The organism is Pseudonocardia lacus, from assembly GCF_018531445.1.
GTDB lineage: Bacteria > Actinomycetota > Actinomycetes > Mycobacteriales > Pseudonocardiaceae > Pseudonocardia > Pseudonocardia lacus.
Genome location: NZ_JAHDTH010000064.1, coordinates 1 through 18,674, shown reverse-complemented (window position 1 = coordinate 18,674; position 18,674 = coordinate 1). Strand labels below are relative to the sequence as shown.

At 75.4% G+C, this 18,674-nt stretch carries 16 protein-coding genes; 3 read left to right on the top strand and 13 right to left on the bottom strand.

Annotation, left to right across the window (positions count from 1 at the left end; all coding sequences use genetic code 11):
• Positions 1-2 precede the first annotated feature (2 nt).
• The 5 genes from panC to KIK08_RS15705 all read right to left on the bottom strand — a co-directional run bounded on the left by panC (position 3) and on the right by KIK08_RS15705 (position 5,901).
• Positions 3-881, bottom strand: a complete 879-nt coding sequence (gene panC, locus KIK08_RS15725; protein WP_408004676.1) for a pantoate--beta-alanine ligase — start codon at positions 879-881, stop codon at positions 3-5.
• Positions 878-1,765, bottom strand: a complete 888-nt coding sequence (locus KIK08_RS15720; protein ID WP_214403894.1) for a Rossmann-like and DUF2520 domain-containing protein — start codon at positions 1,763-1,765, stop codon at positions 878-880. Before KIK08_RS15720 ends, panC begins: the two co-directional genes overlap by 4 nt.
• A 91-nt stretch (positions 1,766-1,856) precedes the next feature.
• Positions 1,857-3,023 (bottom strand): PrsW family intramembrane metalloprotease, encoded by a 1,167-nt coding sequence (locus KIK08_RS15715; protein ID WP_214403893.1) that lies wholly within the window; start codon positions 3,021-3,023, stop codon positions 1,857-1,859.
• Positions 3,024-3,739: 716 nt separating this feature from the next.
• Entirely contained in the window at positions 3,740-5,200 is a 1,461-nt protein-coding gene (locus KIK08_RS15710) for a PrsW family intramembrane metalloprotease (RefSeq protein ID WP_214403892.1), read from the bottom strand.
• Positions 5,201-5,271: 71 nt separating this feature from the next.
• Positions 5,272-5,901, bottom strand: coding sequence for a TetR/AcrR family transcriptional regulator (locus KIK08_RS15705; protein WP_214403891.1), 630 nt, complete (start codon positions 5,899-5,901; stop codon positions 5,272-5,274).
• Between the two features lie 90 nt (positions 5,902-5,991).
• Between KIK08_RS15705 and KIK08_RS15700 the strand changes: the two genes are divergently transcribed.
• Positions 5,992-8,640: an MMPL family transporter gene (locus KIK08_RS15700; RefSeq protein ID WP_214403890.1), complete on the top strand. Its 2,649-nt coding sequence runs from the start codon at positions 5,992-5,994 to the stop codon at positions 8,638-8,640.
• Positions 8,637-10,553, top strand: a complete 1,917-nt coding sequence (locus KIK08_RS41355; protein ID WP_214403889.1) for a YhgE/Pip domain-containing protein — start codon at positions 8,637-8,639, stop codon at positions 10,551-10,553. Before KIK08_RS15700 ends, KIK08_RS41355 begins: the two co-directional genes overlap by 4 nt.
• Before the next feature lie 6 nt (positions 10,554-10,559).
• Here the strand turns inward: KIK08_RS41355 and KIK08_RS15690 are convergent, their stop codons facing one another.
• From KIK08_RS15690 to ftsH, 6 genes are all read right to left on the bottom strand, one after another.
• Positions 10,560-11,036: a DUF3180 domain-containing protein gene (locus KIK08_RS15690; RefSeq protein WP_214403888.1), complete on the bottom strand. Its 477-nt coding sequence runs from the start codon at positions 11,034-11,036 to the stop codon at positions 10,560-10,562.
• On the bottom strand, positions 11,033-11,530 hold the full coding sequence (folK, locus tag KIK08_RS15685) for a 2-amino-4-hydroxy-6-hydroxymethyldihydropteridine diphosphokinase (RefSeq protein ID WP_214403887.1): 498 nt from the start codon (positions 11,528-11,530) through the stop codon (positions 11,033-11,035). The genes KIK08_RS15690 and folK overlap by 4 nt, the downstream gene beginning before the upstream one ends.
• Positions 11,527-11,922 (bottom strand): dihydroneopterin aldolase, encoded by a 396-nt coding sequence (folB, locus tag KIK08_RS15680; protein ID WP_214403886.1) that lies wholly within the window; start codon positions 11,920-11,922, stop codon positions 11,527-11,529. The genes folK and folB overlap by 4 nt, the downstream gene beginning before the upstream one ends.
• Positions 11,919-12,755 carry a dihydropteroate synthase gene (folP, locus tag KIK08_RS15675; protein ID WP_214403913.1) on the bottom strand — a complete coding sequence of 279 codons (837 nt, stop codon included), beginning with the start codon at positions 12,753-12,755 and terminating at the stop codon, positions 11,919-11,921. The genes folB and folP overlap by 4 nt, the downstream gene beginning before the upstream one ends.
• A 61-nt stretch (positions 12,756-12,816) precedes the next feature.
• Entirely contained in the window at positions 12,817-13,401 is a 585-nt protein-coding gene (folE, locus tag KIK08_RS15670; protein ID WP_308257661.1) for a GTP cyclohydrolase I FolE, read from the bottom strand.
• 23 nt (positions 13,402-13,424) lie between these two features.
• Positions 13,425-15,755: an ATP-dependent zinc metalloprotease FtsH gene (ftsH, locus tag KIK08_RS15665; RefSeq protein ID WP_214403885.1), complete on the bottom strand. Its 2,331-nt coding sequence runs from the start codon at positions 15,753-15,755 to the stop codon at positions 13,425-13,427.
• A 341-nt stretch (positions 15,756-16,096) separates the two neighbouring features.
• Here ftsH and KIK08_RS15660 point away from each other — a divergent pair, with 341 nt between their 5' ends.
• Positions 16,097-17,083, top strand: coding sequence for a serine protease (locus KIK08_RS15660; protein WP_308257660.1), 987 nt, complete (start codon positions 16,097-16,099; stop codon positions 17,081-17,083).
• 228 nt (positions 17,084-17,311) lie between these two features.
• On the opposite strand, the gene hpt is transcribed toward KIK08_RS15660, so the two are convergent.
• Positions 17,312-17,863: a hypoxanthine phosphoribosyltransferase gene (gene hpt / locus KIK08_RS15655; protein ID WP_214403884.1), complete on the bottom strand. Its 552-nt coding sequence runs from the start codon at positions 17,861-17,863 to the stop codon at positions 17,312-17,314.
• The coding region (locus KIK08_RS15650) for a tRNA lysidine(34) synthetase (RefSeq protein ID WP_214403883.1) at positions 17,850-18,674 on the bottom strand (825 nt) is incomplete at its 5' end. The genes hpt and KIK08_RS15650, both read right to left, overlap by 14 nt.

The window sequence follows — 18,674 nt, the reverse complement described above, 5'->3', positions numbered from 1 at the left end:
GTCTACAGCTGCACGTGCACGTTGTCGATCAGCCGGGTGGCGCCCAGCCGGGCCGCGACGAGCAGCCGGGCGGCGCTGCCGGGCCGCGGGTCGGGGCGCAGGTCGGCGTCGCACAGCTCCAGGTAGTCGACGGCGAGGGCGGGCTCCTCCCGCAACACCGCCCAGGCGGCGTCCAGCACGGCCGCCGGCCCCCGCGCCGAGATGCCCGCCCCGGCGCGCAGCGCCCGGTTCAGCACGGCGGCGCGCGAGCGGTCCTGCTCGGACAGGTAGGCGTTGCGGCTGGACAGGGCCAGCCCGTCGGGCTCGCGGACGGTGGGCACCCCGACGACCGACACCGGGAAGTCGAGGTCGCGCGCCATCCGGCGCAGCAGCACCAGCTGCTGGTAGTCCTTCTCGCCGAAGAACGCCACGTCGGGGCCGACGATGTGGAACAGCTTCGCCACCACGGTGAGCACGCCGGCGAAGTGCCCCGGCCGCACCGCGCCCTCCAACTGCTCACCGAGCACGCCCGGGGTGACGGACGTGTCGGCGCCCTCGGGGTACATGGCCTCCACCGACGGCGCGAAGACCAGCTCGACGCCCTCCTCCCGGCAGGCCCGCACGTCCTCGGCGAGCCGGCGCGGGTAGCGGTCGAGGTCCTCGCCCGCGCCGAACTGCAGCGGGTTGACGAAGATCGAGACGACGGTGACGGTCGAGCCCGGCAGCCTGCGGGCGTGCCGGATCAGCTCGCGGTGGCCCTCGTGCAGGGCGCCCATCGTCGGCACCAGCGCGATCCGGCGCCCGGCGGCGCGCAGCGCCCTCGTCGTGGTGGCCAGCTCGCCCGGCGAGACGTGCGGGGTCAGCTCGCCCGCCACGTACGGCTTGCGGGTACCAGCGGTCACGGGCCCTCCCGGAGGGTGCTCAGCACGTCGTCGACGGCGTGGTCGGGCAGCAGGCCGGCGTCGCCCGCGCGGTGCGCGGTGCGCCGGGCCAGCACCCGGTAGGTCTCGGCCAGGTCGGGGTCGGCCGCGGTCAGCTCGCGCAGGTGCTTGCGCACGGTGCCGACGTCGCCGCGGGCCACCGGCCCGGTGAGGGCGCGGTCGCCGTGGCGCAGGGCGTTGTCCAGCGCGGCCGACAGCAGCGGGGCGACCAGCCGCTCGGCCGGCCGGATGCCGGCCCGTTCCAGGGTGTCCACGCAGTCGCGGACGAGGGTGACCAGGTGGTTCGCCCCGTGCGCCAGGGCGGCGTGGTACAGCGGGCGGACGGCCTCGGCCACCCGCACCGGCTCCGCGCCCATCTCCACGACGAGCGCCGCCCCCACGCTGAACCCGACCTCGTCGTCGGCGGCGGTGACCCCGACGCTGCAGCCGGCCAGCCGGGCCACGTCCTCGCGGCGGCCGGTGAACGTCATCACCGGGTGCAGGGCCAGCGGCAGCACGCCGTGCTCCAGCGCGGGGGCCAGCACGCCGATGCCGTGCGCCCCCGAGGTGTGCACCACGATCTGCCCGGCGCGGAAGCTGCCGGCCGCGGCCAGCCCCCGCACCATGCCCGGCAGGGCGTCGTCGGGCACCGCGAGCAGGGCCAGGTCGGACCCGGCGACCACGGCGTCCGGGGCGAGCAGCGGCACACCGGGCAGCAGCGCCGCGGCCCGGTCGACGGAGGCCTTGGAGACCCCGGACGTGGCCACGACGCGGTGGCCGGCCGCGGCCCATGCGGCACCGACCACCGCGCCGACACGACCCGCCGACACGACCCCTATCGCGAGCCGCGCCGGGCGCGCACTCATCGCGGTCCCCCGCTGCGTTCGTGCATGGGTGTCCACCTCGTTCCCGCCGTGCCGGGGTCGTCGGGGTGGACCGCGGCACGTCCAAGGCTAATCACCGCGCGGCCTCGTCCGCTCGCCCCACCGCCCGCCGACGGGCCTGGTAGACGTCGGTGAGGGCCTGGCGGCGCCACTGGTCGGCGTCCGCGCCCGCGGTGCCGCGCGCGATCCGCGCCTGCAGGAACGCCAGCTCGGTGACCGCGGCCTGGTAGTCGGCCACGGCCTTGGCCGCGGCCCGCCCCGAGCGGGCCCCGACCTTGCGCCGCCACTCGCGCCGCCCGGCCATGCTGGCCATCAGCCGCACCTCGCTGGGCGCCACCCACCCCTGGCGGGCGAACTCCGGAAGGTGCTCGGCGAGCGTGGCCTGCTCGCGCCTGCGCTGCCAGAACACCAGCCCGATCAGCGCCAGGAAGACCGGCACCATCACGTAGCTGTAGACGTCGAAGAACGCCGTGCCGCCGAAGAGCGTCGCGGCGCCGTTCCACACCGCGTGCAGCAGGACGGCGACGAGGTAGCCGACGACGACGGCGCCGATCCGGAACCCCGGGTTGCGGCTGCCCGCGGCCAGCCCCGCCCCGATCCCGATCATCGCCGTGTAGAGCGGGTGGGCGAACGGCGCGAACACGCCGCGGAGCAGGAACGTCACGAGCACGCCGCCGGTCGCGCCGCCGAACCCGTCGGTGACGAACGCCTGCCCGAAGTAGAGGATGTTCTCGGTGAAGGCGAAGCCCGCGGCCACGATCCCGGCGTAGACGACGCCGTCGACCACGCCGTCGAACTCGCGCCCGTGCAGGACCAGCAGCCCCACCAGGAACGCGCCCTTCACCGCCTCCTCCACGAACGGCCCAACGAGCGCGGGCCCGGCCAGCGCGCCGGTGTCCTGCCCGAGGGTCTGCTCCAGCAGCGAGATGGCGCTGGTGTTGACCAGCAGTGCGGTCAGCGCCGCGACGCAGGCGCCCCAGCCGAAGGCGAACAGCAGCAGCCGCGGCGGCTCCGGCTCCCAGCGGTCGACCCAGAGGAACGCCGCCACCACCGGCCCGACGGGCAGCAGCGCGCAGACCGCCCCGACGAGCACCCCGCTCGTCCCGATGCTGCCGGCGACCAGGCCGAGCACGGTGAGGCCGCAGATCCCCAGCGCCACCAGGACGACGACCGGACCGAGGACCCGGTTGCGGCGCTGCCGGGCGGTGGGCAGAGACCCGGGTGCGGGCGGCGGTGACACGCGGTCAGCCTAGGCAGCCCGGCTCACCACGATCGAGCACGGCGCGCCGACCCCGGCCCCGCTCGGGTCTTCACAGGGCCGGCCTGCACTTCACAGCCTCCGCGGAGGCTGTGAAGAGCACAGGGGCTCTGCGAAGTGGGCCGACAGCTGCGTGGGGCGGCCTATCGGGCTGGCCGCGGGCTCGGGCGAGTCGATCACCGACCCGGCACCTCGCAGACCCAGCGGTGCCGCCGCAGCCCGCCGGCCCGCTGCAACAACCCACCCGATGCTGCGGACACCCACCGGTGCTGCGAGGACACCCCCTCGCCCGCTCCGGCCCCGGAACGGCCCACCCCCGGGGCCCTGCCGTCACGCCGACACGCACAGAAGTGCACGAACGTCCACCTCGCAGACCCAGCGGTGCCGCCGCAGCCCGCCAGCGCGCTGCAACAACCCACCCAGACCTGCGAAACCCACCCGGCGCTGCGAGGACGCCCCTCGCCCGCCCTTGCCCGGCCCCGGCCGGCCGCGCAGCGGCCACACCACCCGTCAGAGCCCCTACCGCACGTCGACACGCGCAACGTGCACGATCCGCCTACCTCGCAGACCCAGCGGTGCCGCCGCAGCCCGCCGGCGCGCTGCAACAACCCACCCAGACCTGCGAAACCCACCCGGCGCTGCGAGGACGCCCCTCACCCGGGGCCCGTCTTCGCCCCCAACCCCCGACAGCGCCCGCCCTATCGCCCCGGCGGTCGGCGCGGTGGCGGCGGGCCGGACTGCGGGGGCCGCGGCGGGCCGGGCGCCGGTCCGCGCGCCGGGACCGGCTTCACCGCGGGCCCGCTCCCCGAGCGCTGCACCGGCGGTACCGGGCTCGGCGGGGTGCTCGACGGGGCCTTGGGCGGGGCCCCTGGCGGGGACATCGGCGGGGACTTGGGCGGGGCGCTCGCCGAGTTGATCGGCGGGGTGACCGAGGGCGTGCCGGGCGAGCGGGAGCTGCGCGAGGGGCCCCCGTGGCGCAGGGCCACGGTGAGGGCCTGCGGGTGCCCGACGGCCTGCAGGCGGGCCCGGTACAGCGCGGCGACGGCCTGCTCGTGCCACAGCGGCCCGGACACCTGCACGGCGCCGCGCGACATCTTGGCCCGCAGGAACGCCAGCTCGGTGACCGCGGCCTGGTACTCCACGACGGCCTTGGCCACCGCCTTGCCCGAGCGCGCCCGCACCGCCCGCTGCCAGCCGCGCCGGCCGGCCAGGCTGGACAGCAGCGCGACCTCGCTCGGGGCGATCCAGCCGGCCTTGGCGAACGCCGGGAGCTGCTCGGCGACGATGCGCTGCTCGCGGCGGCGCTGCCAGAGCACCAGCCCGATCTGGGCGAGGAACAGCGGCACCATGACCGTGCCGTAGATGCTGTACCACTGGTCGTTGCCCAGCGAGGCCGCGCCGTTCCAGAGCATGTGCAGCCCCACCGCGGCCACGTAGCCGACGGCCACCACGCCCACCCGCAGCGTGCTGTTGCGGTTCTGCGCGGCGATGCCGCAGGCGATGCCCAGCATCGCGGTGAACAGCGGGTGCGCGAACGGGCCGAGCAGCCCGCGCAGGAAGAACGTCGACCAGAGGGTGCTGCTGGCGCCGCTCATCGCGTCCTCCACGAACGCGGCGCCGAAGTAGAGGATGTTCTCGGTGAAGGCGAAGCCGGCGGCCACCAGCCCGGCGTAGACGACGCCGTCGACGACGCCGTCGAACTCCTTGCGGTTGAGCACGAGCAGCCCGACCAGGAACACGCCCTTGACCGCCTCCTCGGCGATCGGGGCGACGATCACCGTGGCGATGACGTCGGCCCGGCCGGCGCCGATCAGCTGCGCGGCGATCAGCTCGCCGCCGGTGTTGACCAGCAGGGCGGTGAGGGTGGCCACGCCGGCGCCCCAGGCGAAGGCGAGCAGCAGCAGCCGCGGCGGCTCGGGCTCCCAGCGGTCGAGCCAGAGGAAGGTGGCCACGACCGGCCCGACCGGCAGCAGCGCGCACAGCGCGCCGACGACGACCCCGCCGACCCCGAGGCCGGAGCCGCCGAGGCCGACGGCGAGCAGGCCGCAGATGCCCAGCGCCATGGCGCCGAGCACCGGCGCCAGCACGCCACGGCGCTGGCGCTGCGGGGTGGGCAGCGGCCCCTGCCAGGTGGCCTGGGCCCCCGCTGGGGCGGACATGGCGCAAGACTACTGTCCGCCACCGACAGGATCGGCGGCACTCGCCCCGGTGTCGCCCGATCGGGACCGGCTCAGTCGGCCGCCTCCGTGGCCACCATGACGTAGGACGTCAGCAGGGTCAGGTCGACCTCCCCGTCGCCGGTGAGCCAGGCCAGCTCCGCGGCCTGCCGGTGCAGCGCCACCAGCGTGCGGACCACCACGATCGGCTCGGCGCGCAGCCGGAGGCCGCCCAGTGCCTCGATCGAGGAGATGACGCCCAGGATCCGCGACTCGAGGTGCTCGTTGATCCGCAGCACCAGCGAGCGGGCCTGCGGGTCGTCCTGGGCCAGCCGGCGCAGCTCCACCTCGATCCGCACGCCGCGCGGGTCCTCCGGCCCCAGGAAGTGCTCCACCAGCGCGTCGACCTGGGCGGCGTGGTCGGCCCCGGGATCGAGCTCGAGCCGTCCGACGGCCTCCTCGATGCGCTCCAGCGACACCGCCAGCCCGTGCTCGGCCGCGGCCAGCAGCAGCTCCTCCTTGGTGGAGAAGTTCGAGTAGAACGCGCCGCGGGTGAAGCCGGCCCGCTCGCAGATCAGCTCGACCGTGGCGCCCTCGACCCCCCGCTCGGCGAAGACGTCGACGGCGGCGTCGAGCAGGCGGGCGCGGGTGCGGCCGCGGCGCGCCGACGCGCGGGCGGGCTCGGGGTTCTGCGGGTCGGACATCGATCACATCCCTCATCGGATACACCAATGTATCGGATACGTTGGTGTATCCGTGGCCGTCAGGCTGGGACGAACCGTCGAGGAGAACCCGTGTCGTCGTTGCTCTACGCGCTGGGTCGCGCCGCCTACCGGGGGCGGGGGAAGGTGGTCCTGGCCTGGATCGCGGTGCTCGCCCTGTGCGGCATCGGGGCGGGGACCCTCGGGGCCGGGCTGGACAACGCCATCACCATCCCGGGCACCGAGTCCCAGCGCGCCCTCGACCAGCTGAGCGGAACGTTCCCCCAGGTCAGCGGGGCCACAGCGGAGATCGTGATCGTCGCGGACGACGTCAGCGCGCAGCCGGTGCGCGAGCCGGTGGAGGCCGCCGCCGACGAGCTCGACGACGTCGCCGACGTGGCCGCGGTCGTCTCCCCCTACGCCGCGGACCTCGGCGGCCCCGTCTCCGACGACGGCCGGGCCGCGATCCTGCGCATCCAGTTCGAGGGCCAGCGCGCCGACCTCGCGCCGGAGACCCTGACCACCGTCGAGGACATCGCGGACCGCCTCGCCGCGGCGCTCCCCGCCGGCGACCGGGCCGTGCTGGGCGGCCAGCTCTACAGCCAGGAGCTGCCCGCGCTCAGCCTGATCGAGCTGGTCGGCGTGGTCGTGGCGCTCATCGTGCTGGTGGTGACGTTCGGATCGCTGCTCGCCGCCGGGATGCCACTGCTCATCGCGCTGGTCGGGGTCGGGGTCTCCACCCTGCTGATCTTCTTCGCCACCGCCTTCGGCTCGGTCAACTCGACCACCCCGCTGCTGTCGCTGATGCTGGGGCTGGCCGTCGGCATCGACTACGCCCTGTTCGTCATCGCCCGCCACCAGGACCAGCTCGCCGACGGCATGGACCCGGAGGAGTCGACGGCGCAGGCCGTGGCCACGGCGGGCTCGGCGGTCGTGTTCGCCGGCATCACCGTGATCATCGCCCTGGTCGGGCTCTCGGTCGCCGGCATCCCCTTCCTCACCGTGATGGGGGTGGCCGCGGCGGTCGGCGTGGCCATCGCGGTCGCCGTCTCGCTGACCCTGCTGCCGGCGCTGCTCGGCTTCGCCGGCGGTCGGGTGCTGCCCCGCAGGCGCCGCGCCGACGGCCCGCGCCGGGAGAACCGCTTCTTCGCCGGCTGGGTGCGCCTGACCACCCGCTTCCCGATCCCGACGATCGTCGCCGTGCTCGCCGTCGTCGGCGTGCTGGCGCTGCCCGCCACGTCGCTGCGCCTCGCCCTGCCCGACGCCGGGGGCCTGCCCGACGACGAGCCGGCCCGGGTCGCCTACGACCTGGTCGCCGAGCACTTCGGGCCCGGCCACAACGGCCCGCTGATCGTCACCGGCACGATCGTCGAGAGCACCGACCCGCTCGGCCTGATGGACGACCTCGCCGACGAGATCCGCGCCCTGCCCGGCGTCGCCGACGTGCCGCTGGCCACCCCGAACGAGACCGCCGACACCGGCATCGTCCAGGTCGTGCCGACCGGGGCGCCGGACTCCGCGGAGACCGAGGCGCTGGTCGCCGAGATCCGCGGCCTGCACGACCGGATCCTCGACGAGTACGGCGTCGACATCTCCGTCACCGGTTTCACCGCGGTCGGCATCGACGTGTCCGAGCAGCTCGGCGACGCCCTGCTGCCCTTCGGGATCCTGGTCGTCGGGCTGTCGCTGGTGCTGCTGACCGTGGTGTTCCGCTCGGTCGCGGTGCCGGTCAAGGCGGCCGTCGGCTACCTGTTCTCGGTCGCGGCCTCGTTCGGGGTCGTGGCGCTGGTGTTCGAGCACGGCTGGTTCGCCGACGTGCTGGGCGTGAGCACCACCGGACCGGTGATCAGCTTCATGCCGATCATCCTGATGGGCGTGCTGTTCGGCCTCGCGATGGACTACGAGGTCTTCCTGGTCGCGCGCATCCGCGAGGACTTCGTGCACTCCGGCCCGACCGGCGCGCACGCCCGCGGCGCGATCGGCAGCGGCTTCCGGGCCTCGGCCAAGGTCGTCACCGCCGCGGCGCTGATCATGTTCGCGGTGTTCGTCGCGTTCGTGCCGGAGGGCGACGTCAACATCAAGCCCATCGCGCTCGGCCTGGCCACCGGCGTGTTCGTCGACGCGTTCCTGGTGCGGATGACGCTGGTGCCCGCGGTGCTCGCCCTGCTGGGCAAGGCGGCCTGGTGGCTGCCGGCCTGGCTCGACCGGCGCCTGCCCCGCCTCGACGTCGAGGGCGAGGGTGTGCAGCGCGAGATCGCCCTGCGCGACTGGGAGGCCGGCGCCGCCGTGGCCGCCGACGCGGTCGCCCTGCCCCCGCTGCTCGACGACCTGACCGTCACCGTGCCCGACGGCGAGTCGCTGCTGGTCTCCGGGCCGCGCGCGGAGGTCTCCGCCGCGCTGCTCGCGCTCAGCGGCCGGCTGGCGCCCTCCGGCGGCCGGCTCAAGGTGCTGGGCAAGGTGCTGCCCGACCGGGCCGGTGCCGTGCGCGCCCGATCCGGCTACCTCGACCTGCGCGCGACCGACGACCCCTCCGGGGCGCTGCGCGCCGCGCTGGCCGAGAAGCCCGCGCTGCTCGCCGTCGACGGGCTGGACGCCGCCGGCGACGACGTCCGCGTCCTGCTGGCCGGCGTGCGGCACACCCTGCTGGTCGGCACGACCGCCGACGACGACCCCTTCCCCGCCGCCCGTCGGCTCGCGCTCGAGCCGGGGCGCACCCACTCCCAGATCGAGGTCCCCGCATGATGTCCGTGGAGCGCGCGACCGCCGGCCGCGCCGGTTGGCGATCCCTGCTCGGGATCCTGCTCGTCCCGCTCGTGGTGGCGGGCGTGCTGGTGTGGGCCCTGTGGGACCCGCAGGACCGGCTCGACACGATGACCGCCGCGATCGTCAACCTCGACGAGCCGGTCACCGTCGAGGGGCAGCTGGTGCCGCTCGGCCGCCAGCTGACCGCCGGCCTGGTCGGCGCCGACGAGCCGAACTACGACTGGGTCATCACCGACGCCGACTCGGCCGCCGACGGCCTGGCCGACGGCCGCTTCGCCGCCGTCGTCACCATCCCGGCCGACTTCTCCGCCGCCGCCACCTCGCCGTCGGGCACCGCCGCCGCGGCGCGCCGGGCCACCATCGACGTCACCACCTCCGACCGGTCGCGCCTGGTCGACGACGCGCTGTCCACCGCGGTGACCTCCACCGCGGCCGACGTGCTCGGCACCCAGCTCACCGCGACCTACCTGGAGAACGTCTACCTGGGCTTCGGCACCCTCGGCGACGGCCTCGCCGACGCCGCGACCGGCGCCAACGGCCTCGCCGACGGCGCGGGCGGGCTCGCCGACGGGATCGACGAGCTGGCCTCCGGGGTGTCCCGGCTCGCCGGCGGCGCCGACGAGCTGGCCGACGGCGCCGGGCAGCTGGCCACCGGCATCGGCCGGACCGACGACGGTGCCGGGCAGCTCGCCGACGGGCTCGCCCAGCTGGCCGCCGGAGCGCGGCAGCTGCCGTCGGAGGCCGACGGGCAGGCGCTCGCCGGCGGGGCCACCCAGGTCGCCGAGGGCCTCGGTGCGCTGGACAGCGCACTCGGCCAGCAGGCGGGCGGCCTGGAGCAGCTCTCCACGGCCTGCGCCGGCTCCGGCGCGGCCCCCGAGTTCTGCGCGCAGCTGGCGGCCTCGGCCACCGGCCTGCGCACCACCGCCGACGGCGTCGGGCAGCTGACCGGGGGCGCGCGCACCGTCGCCGGGGCCGTCGGCGGCCTCGGCCAGGGCCTGCCCGCCCTGCGCACCGGCATCGAGCAGTCCGCGACCGGCGCCGCCGCACTCGCCCAGGGCACCGGGCAGCTCGCCGCAGGCGCGAACGACCTGGCCGGCGGGGCCCGCCGGCTCGCCGGCGGCATCGACGACCTCGGCGGTGGCACCGGTCAGCTGGCCGACGGCGCCCGCCAGCTGTCCGACGGCGCCGTCCAGCTCTCCGACGGCCTCGACGAGGCCATCGCCCAGCTGCCCCGCTACACCGAGAGCGAGGGCCGCACCCTCGCCGAGGTCGTCGCCGACCCGGTCGAGACCCAGGGCTCGACGTCGCTGTTCGGGTCCAGCGGCCTGCCCTACTACGCCGCACTCGCCCTGTGGCTCGGCGCCCTCGCCACGTTCGTGGCGCTGCGGGCCACACCCGCCACCGCCCTCGGCGCCGCCCGCTCGCCCCTGGCGCTCGCGCTGCGTTCCCTCCGCCCGGCCGCGCTCGTCGGCGCCGGCCAGGGTGTGCTGGTGGCCGCGGTCCTCGCCCCGCAGCTGGACGGCTCGGCCGGCGCGGTCCTCGCCCTCGGCGGGCTCGCCGCCCTGGCCGGCGTCGCCTTCGCCGCGGTCGTCCAGGGCCTGGTCGCGGCCTTCCGCGGGACCGGCCGGTTCGCCGCGGTCGTGGTCGCCGTCGTGACCCTGGCGACCGGCGTGGTCTCGACCACGCCGGCCGCCCTGGACGGCCTCGCCGGCCTCTTCCCGACCGCCCAGGCGGTCGACGGCCTGCGCGGCATCGTCACCGGCAGCGGCGGTGTCTGGAGCGCCGCCGTCGGCCTGCTGGTGTGGGCCGCCGCCGGCCTGGCCGTCACGACCTGGGCGATCGCCCGCAGCCGCACGGTCCGCATGGCGAACCTGGCCCCCACCCCCGTCTGACCCGTGTCAGCCCGAGGTGGTGCGCCCTCCGCCGCTGTCCTCCTCCGGGTCGTCCGGGGTGCGGCAGCAGTACTCCAGCCACAACCCGCCGCCGACCAGCAGCAGCGCGCAGACCAGGCCCACGCCACCGGCCACCGAGTCGGCGGCGGCCGCGGAGACCTCACCGGCCCGCGGCAGCACGTGCACCAGCAGCCCCAGCCAGGCCCCGGCCATGATCGCCCCGGCCATCGCCGACGCCTTCGCCACCAGCACCGCCCGCGCCGCGACCAGCGGCTGCACCGGCCGCGTCCCCGGCCGGTGCTGGATGCGGGCCCGCAGCGCGTTCCCGGCGATCGCCTCGGCGATCCCGAGCACGCCCAGCGTCGCCCCGCCGAGGGTCGGGAACGACGGCAGGGAGCCGTAGGTCAGCCGCACCAGCACCGCCGCGACGACGGCGGCCACCAGGCCGGCGCCGAACAGCTCGCGCGGACGGGTGGGGGTCACGGGACGAGGACGAGGTCGTCGCGGCGGTGCATGTCCTTCTCGGCGTCCGGGCCGAGCGCGGTCAGCAGGTCGGCGACCGGGCCGCGGCCGGGCAGCACCGCGGCCCGGTCGACGTCGAGCCAGGGGCGCAGCACGGTGGCCCGCTCCGGCGTGCCGGGGTGCGGCAGCAGCAGTTCGGGGTCGTCGCTGGTGACGCCGTCCACGGTGACCACGTCGACGTCCAGGGTGCGCGGGCCCCAGCGGACCTCGCGGGTCCGGCCGGCGGCCCGTTCGAGCGCCTGCCCGCGGCGCAGCCAGCCCCACGCGTCGAGGGCCGGGTCGTCGACGACGAGCACGGCGTTGAGGAAGTCGGGCTGCTCGACGCCGCCCCAGGCGGCCGTCTCGTAGACCGGGGACGCGGCCACCAGCGCGTCGCCGAAGCCCCGCACCGCCGAGCGCAGGTGGGCGAGGCGGTCGCCGAGGTTCGAGCCGAGGGACAGCACGGCGCGCGTCATGCCGGGATGACCGACGACCGGCCGCCCGGCCTGGTGCGGGAGACGACCACGGCGACGTCGGCGAAGTCGAGCGGGATCGGGGCGCCCGGCTTGTGCAGGGTGACCTCGACCCCGCTCACCCGCTCGTCGGTGAGGACGTCGTCGGCGATCCGGCCGGCCACCGCCTCGATCAGGTCGAACGGCTCGCCGCCCACGATCGCGGCCGCCCGCTCGGCCAGCTCGCCGTAGTGCAGCGTGTCGGCCAGGTCGTCGGACGCGGCCGCGGCGGACAGGTCGAGCCACACGGTGATGTCGACGACGAAGTCCTGGCCGTCGCGGCGCTCGAAGTCGAACACCCCGTGCCGGCCGCGGACCTTCAGCCCGCGCAGCTCGATGCGGTCGCCGGTCGTCACTGCTGCTCCCCCGTCCGCGGGCCGCTGCGCGCCGGGGACGATCCCAGGCCCCACGCCGTCACCACCGCGATCGCGTCCATCGTGGACCTCACGTCGTGCACCCGCACGCCCCACGCGCCGGCGTTCGCGGCCAGCGCGCTGATCGCGGCGGTGGCGCCGTCGCGGCCGGCCGGCGGGCGCAGCGTGCCGTCCGCGGTGGCCAGCAACTCGCCGAGGAACCGCTTGCGCGAGGCCCCGACCAGCACCGGGAAGCCCAGCGCGGTGAGCACGTCGAGCCTGCGCAGCAGCGCCCAGTTGTGGGCGGCCGTCTTGGCGAAGCCGATGCCCGGGTCGAGCACGAGGTACGAGGGGTCGACCCCGGCCAGCACGGCGGCGTCGATCCGGGCGACCAACTCGGCGCGCACCTCGCCCAGCACGTCCTCGTAGCCGGCCATCCGGTTCATCGTGGCGCTCGGGCCGCGCCAGTGCATGAGGATCCACGGCACCCCGGCCCCGGCCACGGTCGCCGCCATCCGCGGGTCGGCCAGGCCGCCGGACACGTCGTTGACGACCCCGGCGCCCGCCTCCACCGCCTTCTCCGCGACCGCTGCGCGGGTGGTGTCGATGCTGACCCGCACGCCCTCGGCGACCAGGTCGCGCACCACCGGCAGCACCCGCGCCGCCTCGACGTCGGGCTCGACCCGGCCGGCGCCGGGGCGGGTGGACTCGCCGCCCACGTCGACGAGGTCGGCGCCGGCGTCGCGCATGGCTACGCCGTGCGCGACGGCGTCGTCGTGGTCGGCGAAGCGGCCGCCGTCGGAGAACGAGTCGGGGGTGATGTTCAGGACGCCCATCACCGCGCACCGCCCCGGGCGGGGCAGCCCGGGCGGGCGGACCGGCGGGCTCACGAGGCCGTCAGCCCCGGATGAGCGACATCGCCTCGGCCCGCGACGTCGGCGACGACTGGAACATCCCGCGCACGGCCGAGGTGACGGTGGACGAGCCGGGCTTGCGGATGCCGCGCATCCCCATGCACAGGTGCTCGGCCTCGATGACCACGATGACGCCGCGCGGCTCCAGCTTGCGCACCAGCGCGTCGGCGACCTGCCCGGTCAGCCGCTCCTGGACCTGCGGGCGCCGGGCGTAGAGGTCGACCACCCTGGCCAGCTTGCTGAGCCCGGTGACGCGGCCGTCGCGCGAGGGGATGTAGCCGACGTGCGCCACCCCGTGGAACGGCACCAGGTGGTGCTCGCACAGGCTGAACATCGGGATGTCCTTGACCAGGATCAGCTCCTGGTGGTGCTCGTCGAAGGTCTTGTCGAGCACCGCGTCCGGGTCGGTGTAGAGCCCGGCGAAGATCTCCTCGTAGGCGCGGGCCACCCGGGCGGGCGTCTCGCGCAGGCCCTCCCGGTCGGGGTCCTCGCCGAGCGCGATCAGCAGCTCCCGGACGGCCGCCTCGGCGCGGGCGCGGTCGATCACCGGCTCGCCACTCGCGGTCACCCGACCTCCCGGGACCCCGACGCTCAGCGGGACCCGTCCTCGCGCGGACCGGAGCCGTTGCCCGGCTCGTTCCCCTGCTCGCCCGGGGTCTCGGCGTGCCCGTTGCCGCCCTGCGCGGGCGGCGCCTCCGGCCGCCAGTCGGATCCGGGCTGCTGCCAGTTCTGCCCCGGCGGCGGCCACTCCTGGCCCTGCGGCGTGGTGGCGGGCCGCCAGTCCGGCGGGGCGCCGTAGTTGTGCGGGACCGCGTTCACCGGCGCCCCGCTCCAGGACGGGCCGTTCGGGAAGGAGGGACCGCCGGGCGGGGTCGGGGTGGGCACCGGGCCGCCGTTCGGGCCGGGTGTCGGCACGCCGTTCCCGCCGCCGGGGTAGGAGCCGACCGGGGTGGGCTCCGGGGCCTCGTCGACGTGCGGCGGCCACGGCTCGCCGCGCTCCTTGGCCAGCTCGGCCGGCGTCTGGATGGGCGGCTTCTCCGAGGGGGTGCGCCCGCCGAAGTCGTTGAACGCGGTGATCCGCGGCCGCTTCTCGACGCTGCCGAAGATGCGCTCCAGGTCCTTGCGGGTGAGCGTCTCCTTCTCCAGCAGCTCGAAGACGAGGTCGTCGAGGACGTCGCGGTAGGTGTTGAGGATCTCCCACGCCTCGGTGTGCGCGGCCTCGATGAGCTTGCGCACCTCCTCGTCGATCTCGTGGGCGACCTCGAGCGAGTAGTCGGCCTGGTTGCCCATCGAGCGGCCGAGGAACGGGTCGCCCTGCTCGCGGCCGTAGCGGACGGCGCCCAGGCGCGCGCTCATGCCGTACTCGGTGACCATCGCGCGGGCGATCTTGGTGGCCTGGTCGATGTCGGAGGAGGCGCCGGTGGTGGGCTCGTGGAAGACGAGCTCCTCCGCCGAACGGCCGCCCATCGCGAACACCAGCCGCCCGATCATCTCCGAGCGGGTCATCAGGCCCTTGTCGTCCTCGGGGACGACCAGGGCGTGGCCGCCGGTGCGCCCGCGCGGCAGGATCGTGAGCTTGTAGACCGGCTCCAGGTCGGGCATGGCCCACGCGGCCAGCGCGTGCCCGCCCTCGTGGTAGGCGGTGATCTTCTTCTCCTGCTCGGAGATGATCTTCGACTTGCGCCGCGGGCCGCCGATGACGCGGTCGACCGACTCCTCCAGCGCCGCGCCGGTGATCAGGGTGCCGTTCTCGCGGGCGGTGAGCAGGGCCGCCTCGTTGATGACGTTGGCCAGGTCGGCGCCGGACATCCCGACGGTGCGCTTGGCCAGCGACTCGAAGTCGACGTCGTGGGCGAACGGCTTGCCCTTGCTGTGCACCGCGAGGATCGCCCGGCGACCGGCCAGGTCGGGTGCGCCGACCGGGATCTGGCGGTCGAACCGACCCGGGCGCAGCAGCGCCGGGTCGAGGATGTCGGGGCGGTTGGTGGCCGCGATCAGGATGATGCCGCCGCGGGCGTCGAACCCGTCCATCTCGACGAGCAGCTGGTTGAGCGTCTGCTCGCGCTCGTCGTGGCCGCCGCCCAGGCCGGCGCCGCGCTGGCGGCCGACCGCGTCGATCTCGTCGACGAAGATGATGCACGGGGAGTTCTGCTTGGCCTGCTCGAACAGGTCGCGCACGCGGGAGGCGCCGACACCGACGAACATCTCCACGAAGTCCGAGCCGGAGATCGTGTAGAACGGCACGCCTGCCTCGCCGGCGACCGCGCGGGCCAGCAGCGTCTTACCGGTACCGGGCGGGCCGTACAGCAGCACGCCCTTCGGGATCTTGGCGCCGAGGGCCTGGTAGCGGGTCGGGTTCTGCAGGAAGTCCTTGATCTCGTGCAGTTCCTCGACGGCCTCGTCGGCGCCGGCCACGTCGGAGAACGTGGTCTTGGGCATGTCCTTGTTGAGCTGCTTGGCCTTGGACTTGCCGAACGACATCACCCGGTTGCCGCCGCCCTGGGCGTTGTTCATCATCCAGAACAGGATGAGCAGCACCAGGCCCAGCGGGATCAGGTAGATCAGCATCGTGGTCAGGAAGGACTCCTGGCGCACGGTGGTGTCGAAGGCCGGGCGGTTGCCGGCGGCCTGCAGCTTCTCGGTGATCTGCAGGCTGGTGCCCACCGGGTACTGGGTGATGACCTGGGTGGCGCTCTGCCCGTTGGCCTCGACGGGCTGGGCCAGCGTGAGCCGCAGCCGCTGTTCCCGGTCCTCGACCAGCGCGTTCGTCACGTTGCCCGCGTCGATCTGGGCGAGCGCGACCGACGTGTCGACCTTCGTGTATCCCCGGGTGTCGTCGAAGAGCACGCTGAAGGTGAAGTAGACCAGGATCGCGGCGAGGATCCAGATCAGTGGGTTGCGGAGCAGGCGCTTGCGGTCCATGCAGCTACGGCCTGAGCGGCCTTCACCCTCCCTGGCGAGTTTCTCCGGTCGGAGACCCGGCACGGCGTGACCGGCCCTGGATAAGCCAGGATAGCGGTCCGGTGTCCGGACCGCGTCCAGACGCCGCCGGTGCGTGCCAACCGGGTACCTGACCGCTCAACGGCCGAGCGAACAGGGGTGTTCCCCGGGACCATTGTGCTCTGCCGCGCAGTGTGCCGGCGGTGATGACGTGGATGTCGTGCTCCTGCGATCGACTGTGCCGACGCACCGTGGCCGGGGCCTCCCGACGGGGTGGGCGGGCCCGCGCGCCGGATGGGGTGGACGACGGACGGAGGCGGATCGTGGTCGGGCTGCGGACACTCGCGACGGGCGCCGCCGCGGCCGTCGCGGCGATAGCCGCGCTCGTCGCGGTCGCCGTTCCCCCGCCGGCGCACAGCGCCCCCGCGATCCCCGCACCGGCGCCCGCCGCCGTCACCGCACCCGCACCGTTCGTCCCCGCCCCCGGCCCGGAGTGGGCGCCCGCCGCGGACGCCGCCATCCGGCCCGGCGTGCTCACCGAGACCGCCGGCGCCGGCCTGTGCACCAGCAACTTCGTCTTCACCGGCGGCGGGCGCACCTTCCTCGGGCAGGCCGCGCACTGCGCCGGCACCGGCGCCGACACCGAGATCGACGGCTGCACCGCCGCCACCCTCCCCCTGGGCGCCAAGGTGACGATCCGGGCCACCGACGGCACCCGCCGCACCGGCACCCTCGCCTACAGCTCCTGGGTCGCCATGCAGGCCGGCGGCGAGACCGACCCCGCCGCCTGCGCCGGCAACGACTTCGCCCTCGTCGAGATCGCCCCCGCCGACGTCCCCGACGTCAACCCCAGCGTCCCGTTCTTCGGCGGCCCCACCGGCCTGGACACCGGCGGCCTCCCGGCCGGCGCCGAGGTGTTCGGCTACGGGAGCCCCCGGGCCCGCGTCGGATCCGGCATCAACGCGCCCCTGCAGCCCAAGGTGGGCGCCGCGGCCGAGCCCGCCACCCCCCGCGACCCCTACACCCACGAGATCCACACGATCACGCCCGGCGTCCCCGGCGACTCCGGCGCCGGCTACCTCGACGCCGGCGGCCACGCCGTCGGGCTGCTGTCCACGCTCACGCTCAACAGCAGCGAGGGCGTCAGCGACGGGCTCTCCGATCTGGCGGCGGCGCTGGGGTACGCGGCGGCGAACGGCGGGATCGGGGAGGTGGAACTGGTGCTGGGGACGGAGCCGTTCACGCCGGAGCCGCCCGGGGTGCCGCTGACGGCGATCGCGCCGCCGGCGGGGCCCGGGGTGGGGCGCTGACTTCTTGGCCTCCGCGGTTTGAGGTTCTTGGCGGCGCCTCCGCGGCGGGCGACCTCGGATCTACAGGGGACTTGGGAGGTCCCCCGGCTCCCGTTCGGCGGATTACTCACGAGTCGGGGGACATGGGCCGCGCTGGAGCGGCTGATGTCCCCAAACTCGGCAAGGACCCAACCCGGCCGCGCGATGAGCGGCGGGGCCGGCGGGACTGCCAGGATCCTGCCCCGGTGGTCAGGCGTAGACGGCGGGGTCGAGGGTTCCGATGAACGGCAGGTCCCGGTACCGCTCCGCGTAGTCCAGCCCGTACCCGACGACGAACTCGTTGGGGATGTCGAAGCCCACGTACGTGACGGGGACCTCGACCTTCACCGCGTCCGGCTTGCGCAGCAGCGTGCACACCGCCAGGGAGGCGGGCGCGCGCGACTCCAGGTTCTTGAGCAGCCACGACAGCGTCAGGCCCGAGTCGATGATGTCCTCGACGATGAGCACGTGGCGACCGGCGATGTCGCGGTCGAGGTCCTTGAGGATGCGCACGACCCCGGACGACGAGGTCGAGGAGCCGTAGGAGCTGACGGCCATGAACTCCAGCTGGACCGGCAGGGGCAGGGCCCTGGCCAGGTCGGTCATGAACATGACGGCGCCCTTGAGGACCCCGACCAGCAGCAGGTCGGACTCGGCGCAGCGCTCGGCGTAGTCGGCGCCGACCCGTTCGGCGAGCTCGGCGGTCCTGGTCCGGATGTCGTCCTCGGTGATCAGCGTCGAGGCGATGTCACCGTCGTACACGGGGGGAGCCCTCCCGGGGGTGTGGGGGCGGCCGATCGGCCGACCATCCGGCCGTCTGGAGGGAGAGGGTGCCACGTCGGCGCACCAGCTCCAACCCGCCGGGCAGCGCGACGCCGCCGCGGTCGGGGCCCCGACCTGCGAGGACGTCGGCCGCGCCGAGGTGGGTGGCGGTGAGTCCGGTCACCCCGCGGGCCGCCAACCAGGCCCGCAGGACGCGACGCCGCACGGCCGGGTGCAGGTCGCCCAGCGGGGCCAGCGGCAGCGTGTCGGGGCCCGGCGTGTTGGGGACGAGCGCGGCCAGCGCCGCGGCGGCGACGGCGTCGAGGGCGTCGGCGTCCTCGCGGAGCTGGTCGGCGGTGCGGGCCAGGGCCGCGGCCACCCCGCCGGAGAGCACGTCCTCCAGCAGCGGCAGCACCTCGTGGCGCAGCCGGACCCGGGTGAAGCGGGGGTCGGTGTTGTGCGGGTCGTCCCAGACGGGCAGGTCGAGCGCCGCGCAGACGGCCCGGGTGGTCGCCCGGGGCACGTCGAGCAGGGGGCGCAGCCACGGCGGGTCCCAGGTGCGCATGCCGGCCAGCGACCGGGCCCCCGAGCCGCGCCCCAGGCCGAGCAGCACGGTCTCGGCCTGGTCGTCGCGGGTGTGGCCGAGCAGGACGGGCGAGTCGGGGTGGGGGCGGGCCGCGCGCAGCGCCGCGTAGCGGGCGCGGCGGGCCGCGGCCTCGGTGCCGCCGGGGCCGACGACCTCGACCCGGTGCACGGCGGCGGTGAGGCCGAGCCCGGTGAGGTGTTCGGCGGTCTCGGCGGCGCGCGCGCC

Coding starts and splice junctions, on each gene's coding strand:
- folK (WP_214403887.1), bottom strand. CDS start 11,530: ATGACGCGCGCCGTGCTGTCCCTCGGCTCGAACCTCGGCGACCGCCTC.
- KIK08_RS15720 (WP_214403894.1), bottom strand. CDS start 1,765: ATGAGTGCGCGCCCGGCGCGGCTCGCGATAGGGGTCGTGTCGGCGGGT.
- KIK08_RS15710 (WP_214403892.1), bottom strand. CDS start 5,200: ATGTCCGCCCCAGCGGGGGCCCAGGCCACCTGGCAGGGGCCGCTGCCC.
- KIK08_RS15705 (WP_214403891.1), bottom strand. CDS start 5,901: ATGTCCGACCCGCAGAACCCCGAGCCCGCCCGCGCGTCGGCGCGCCGC.
- folP (WP_214403913.1), bottom strand. CDS start 12,755: ATGGGCGTCCTGAACATCACCCCCGACTCGTTCTCCGACGGCGGCCGC.
- KIK08_RS41355 (WP_214403889.1), top strand. CDS start 8,637: ATGATGTCCGTGGAGCGCGCGACCGCCGGCCGCGCCGGTTGGCGATCC.
- ftsH (WP_214403885.1), bottom strand. CDS start 15,755: ATGGACCGCAAGCGCCTGCTCCGCAACCCACTGATCTGGATCCTCGCC.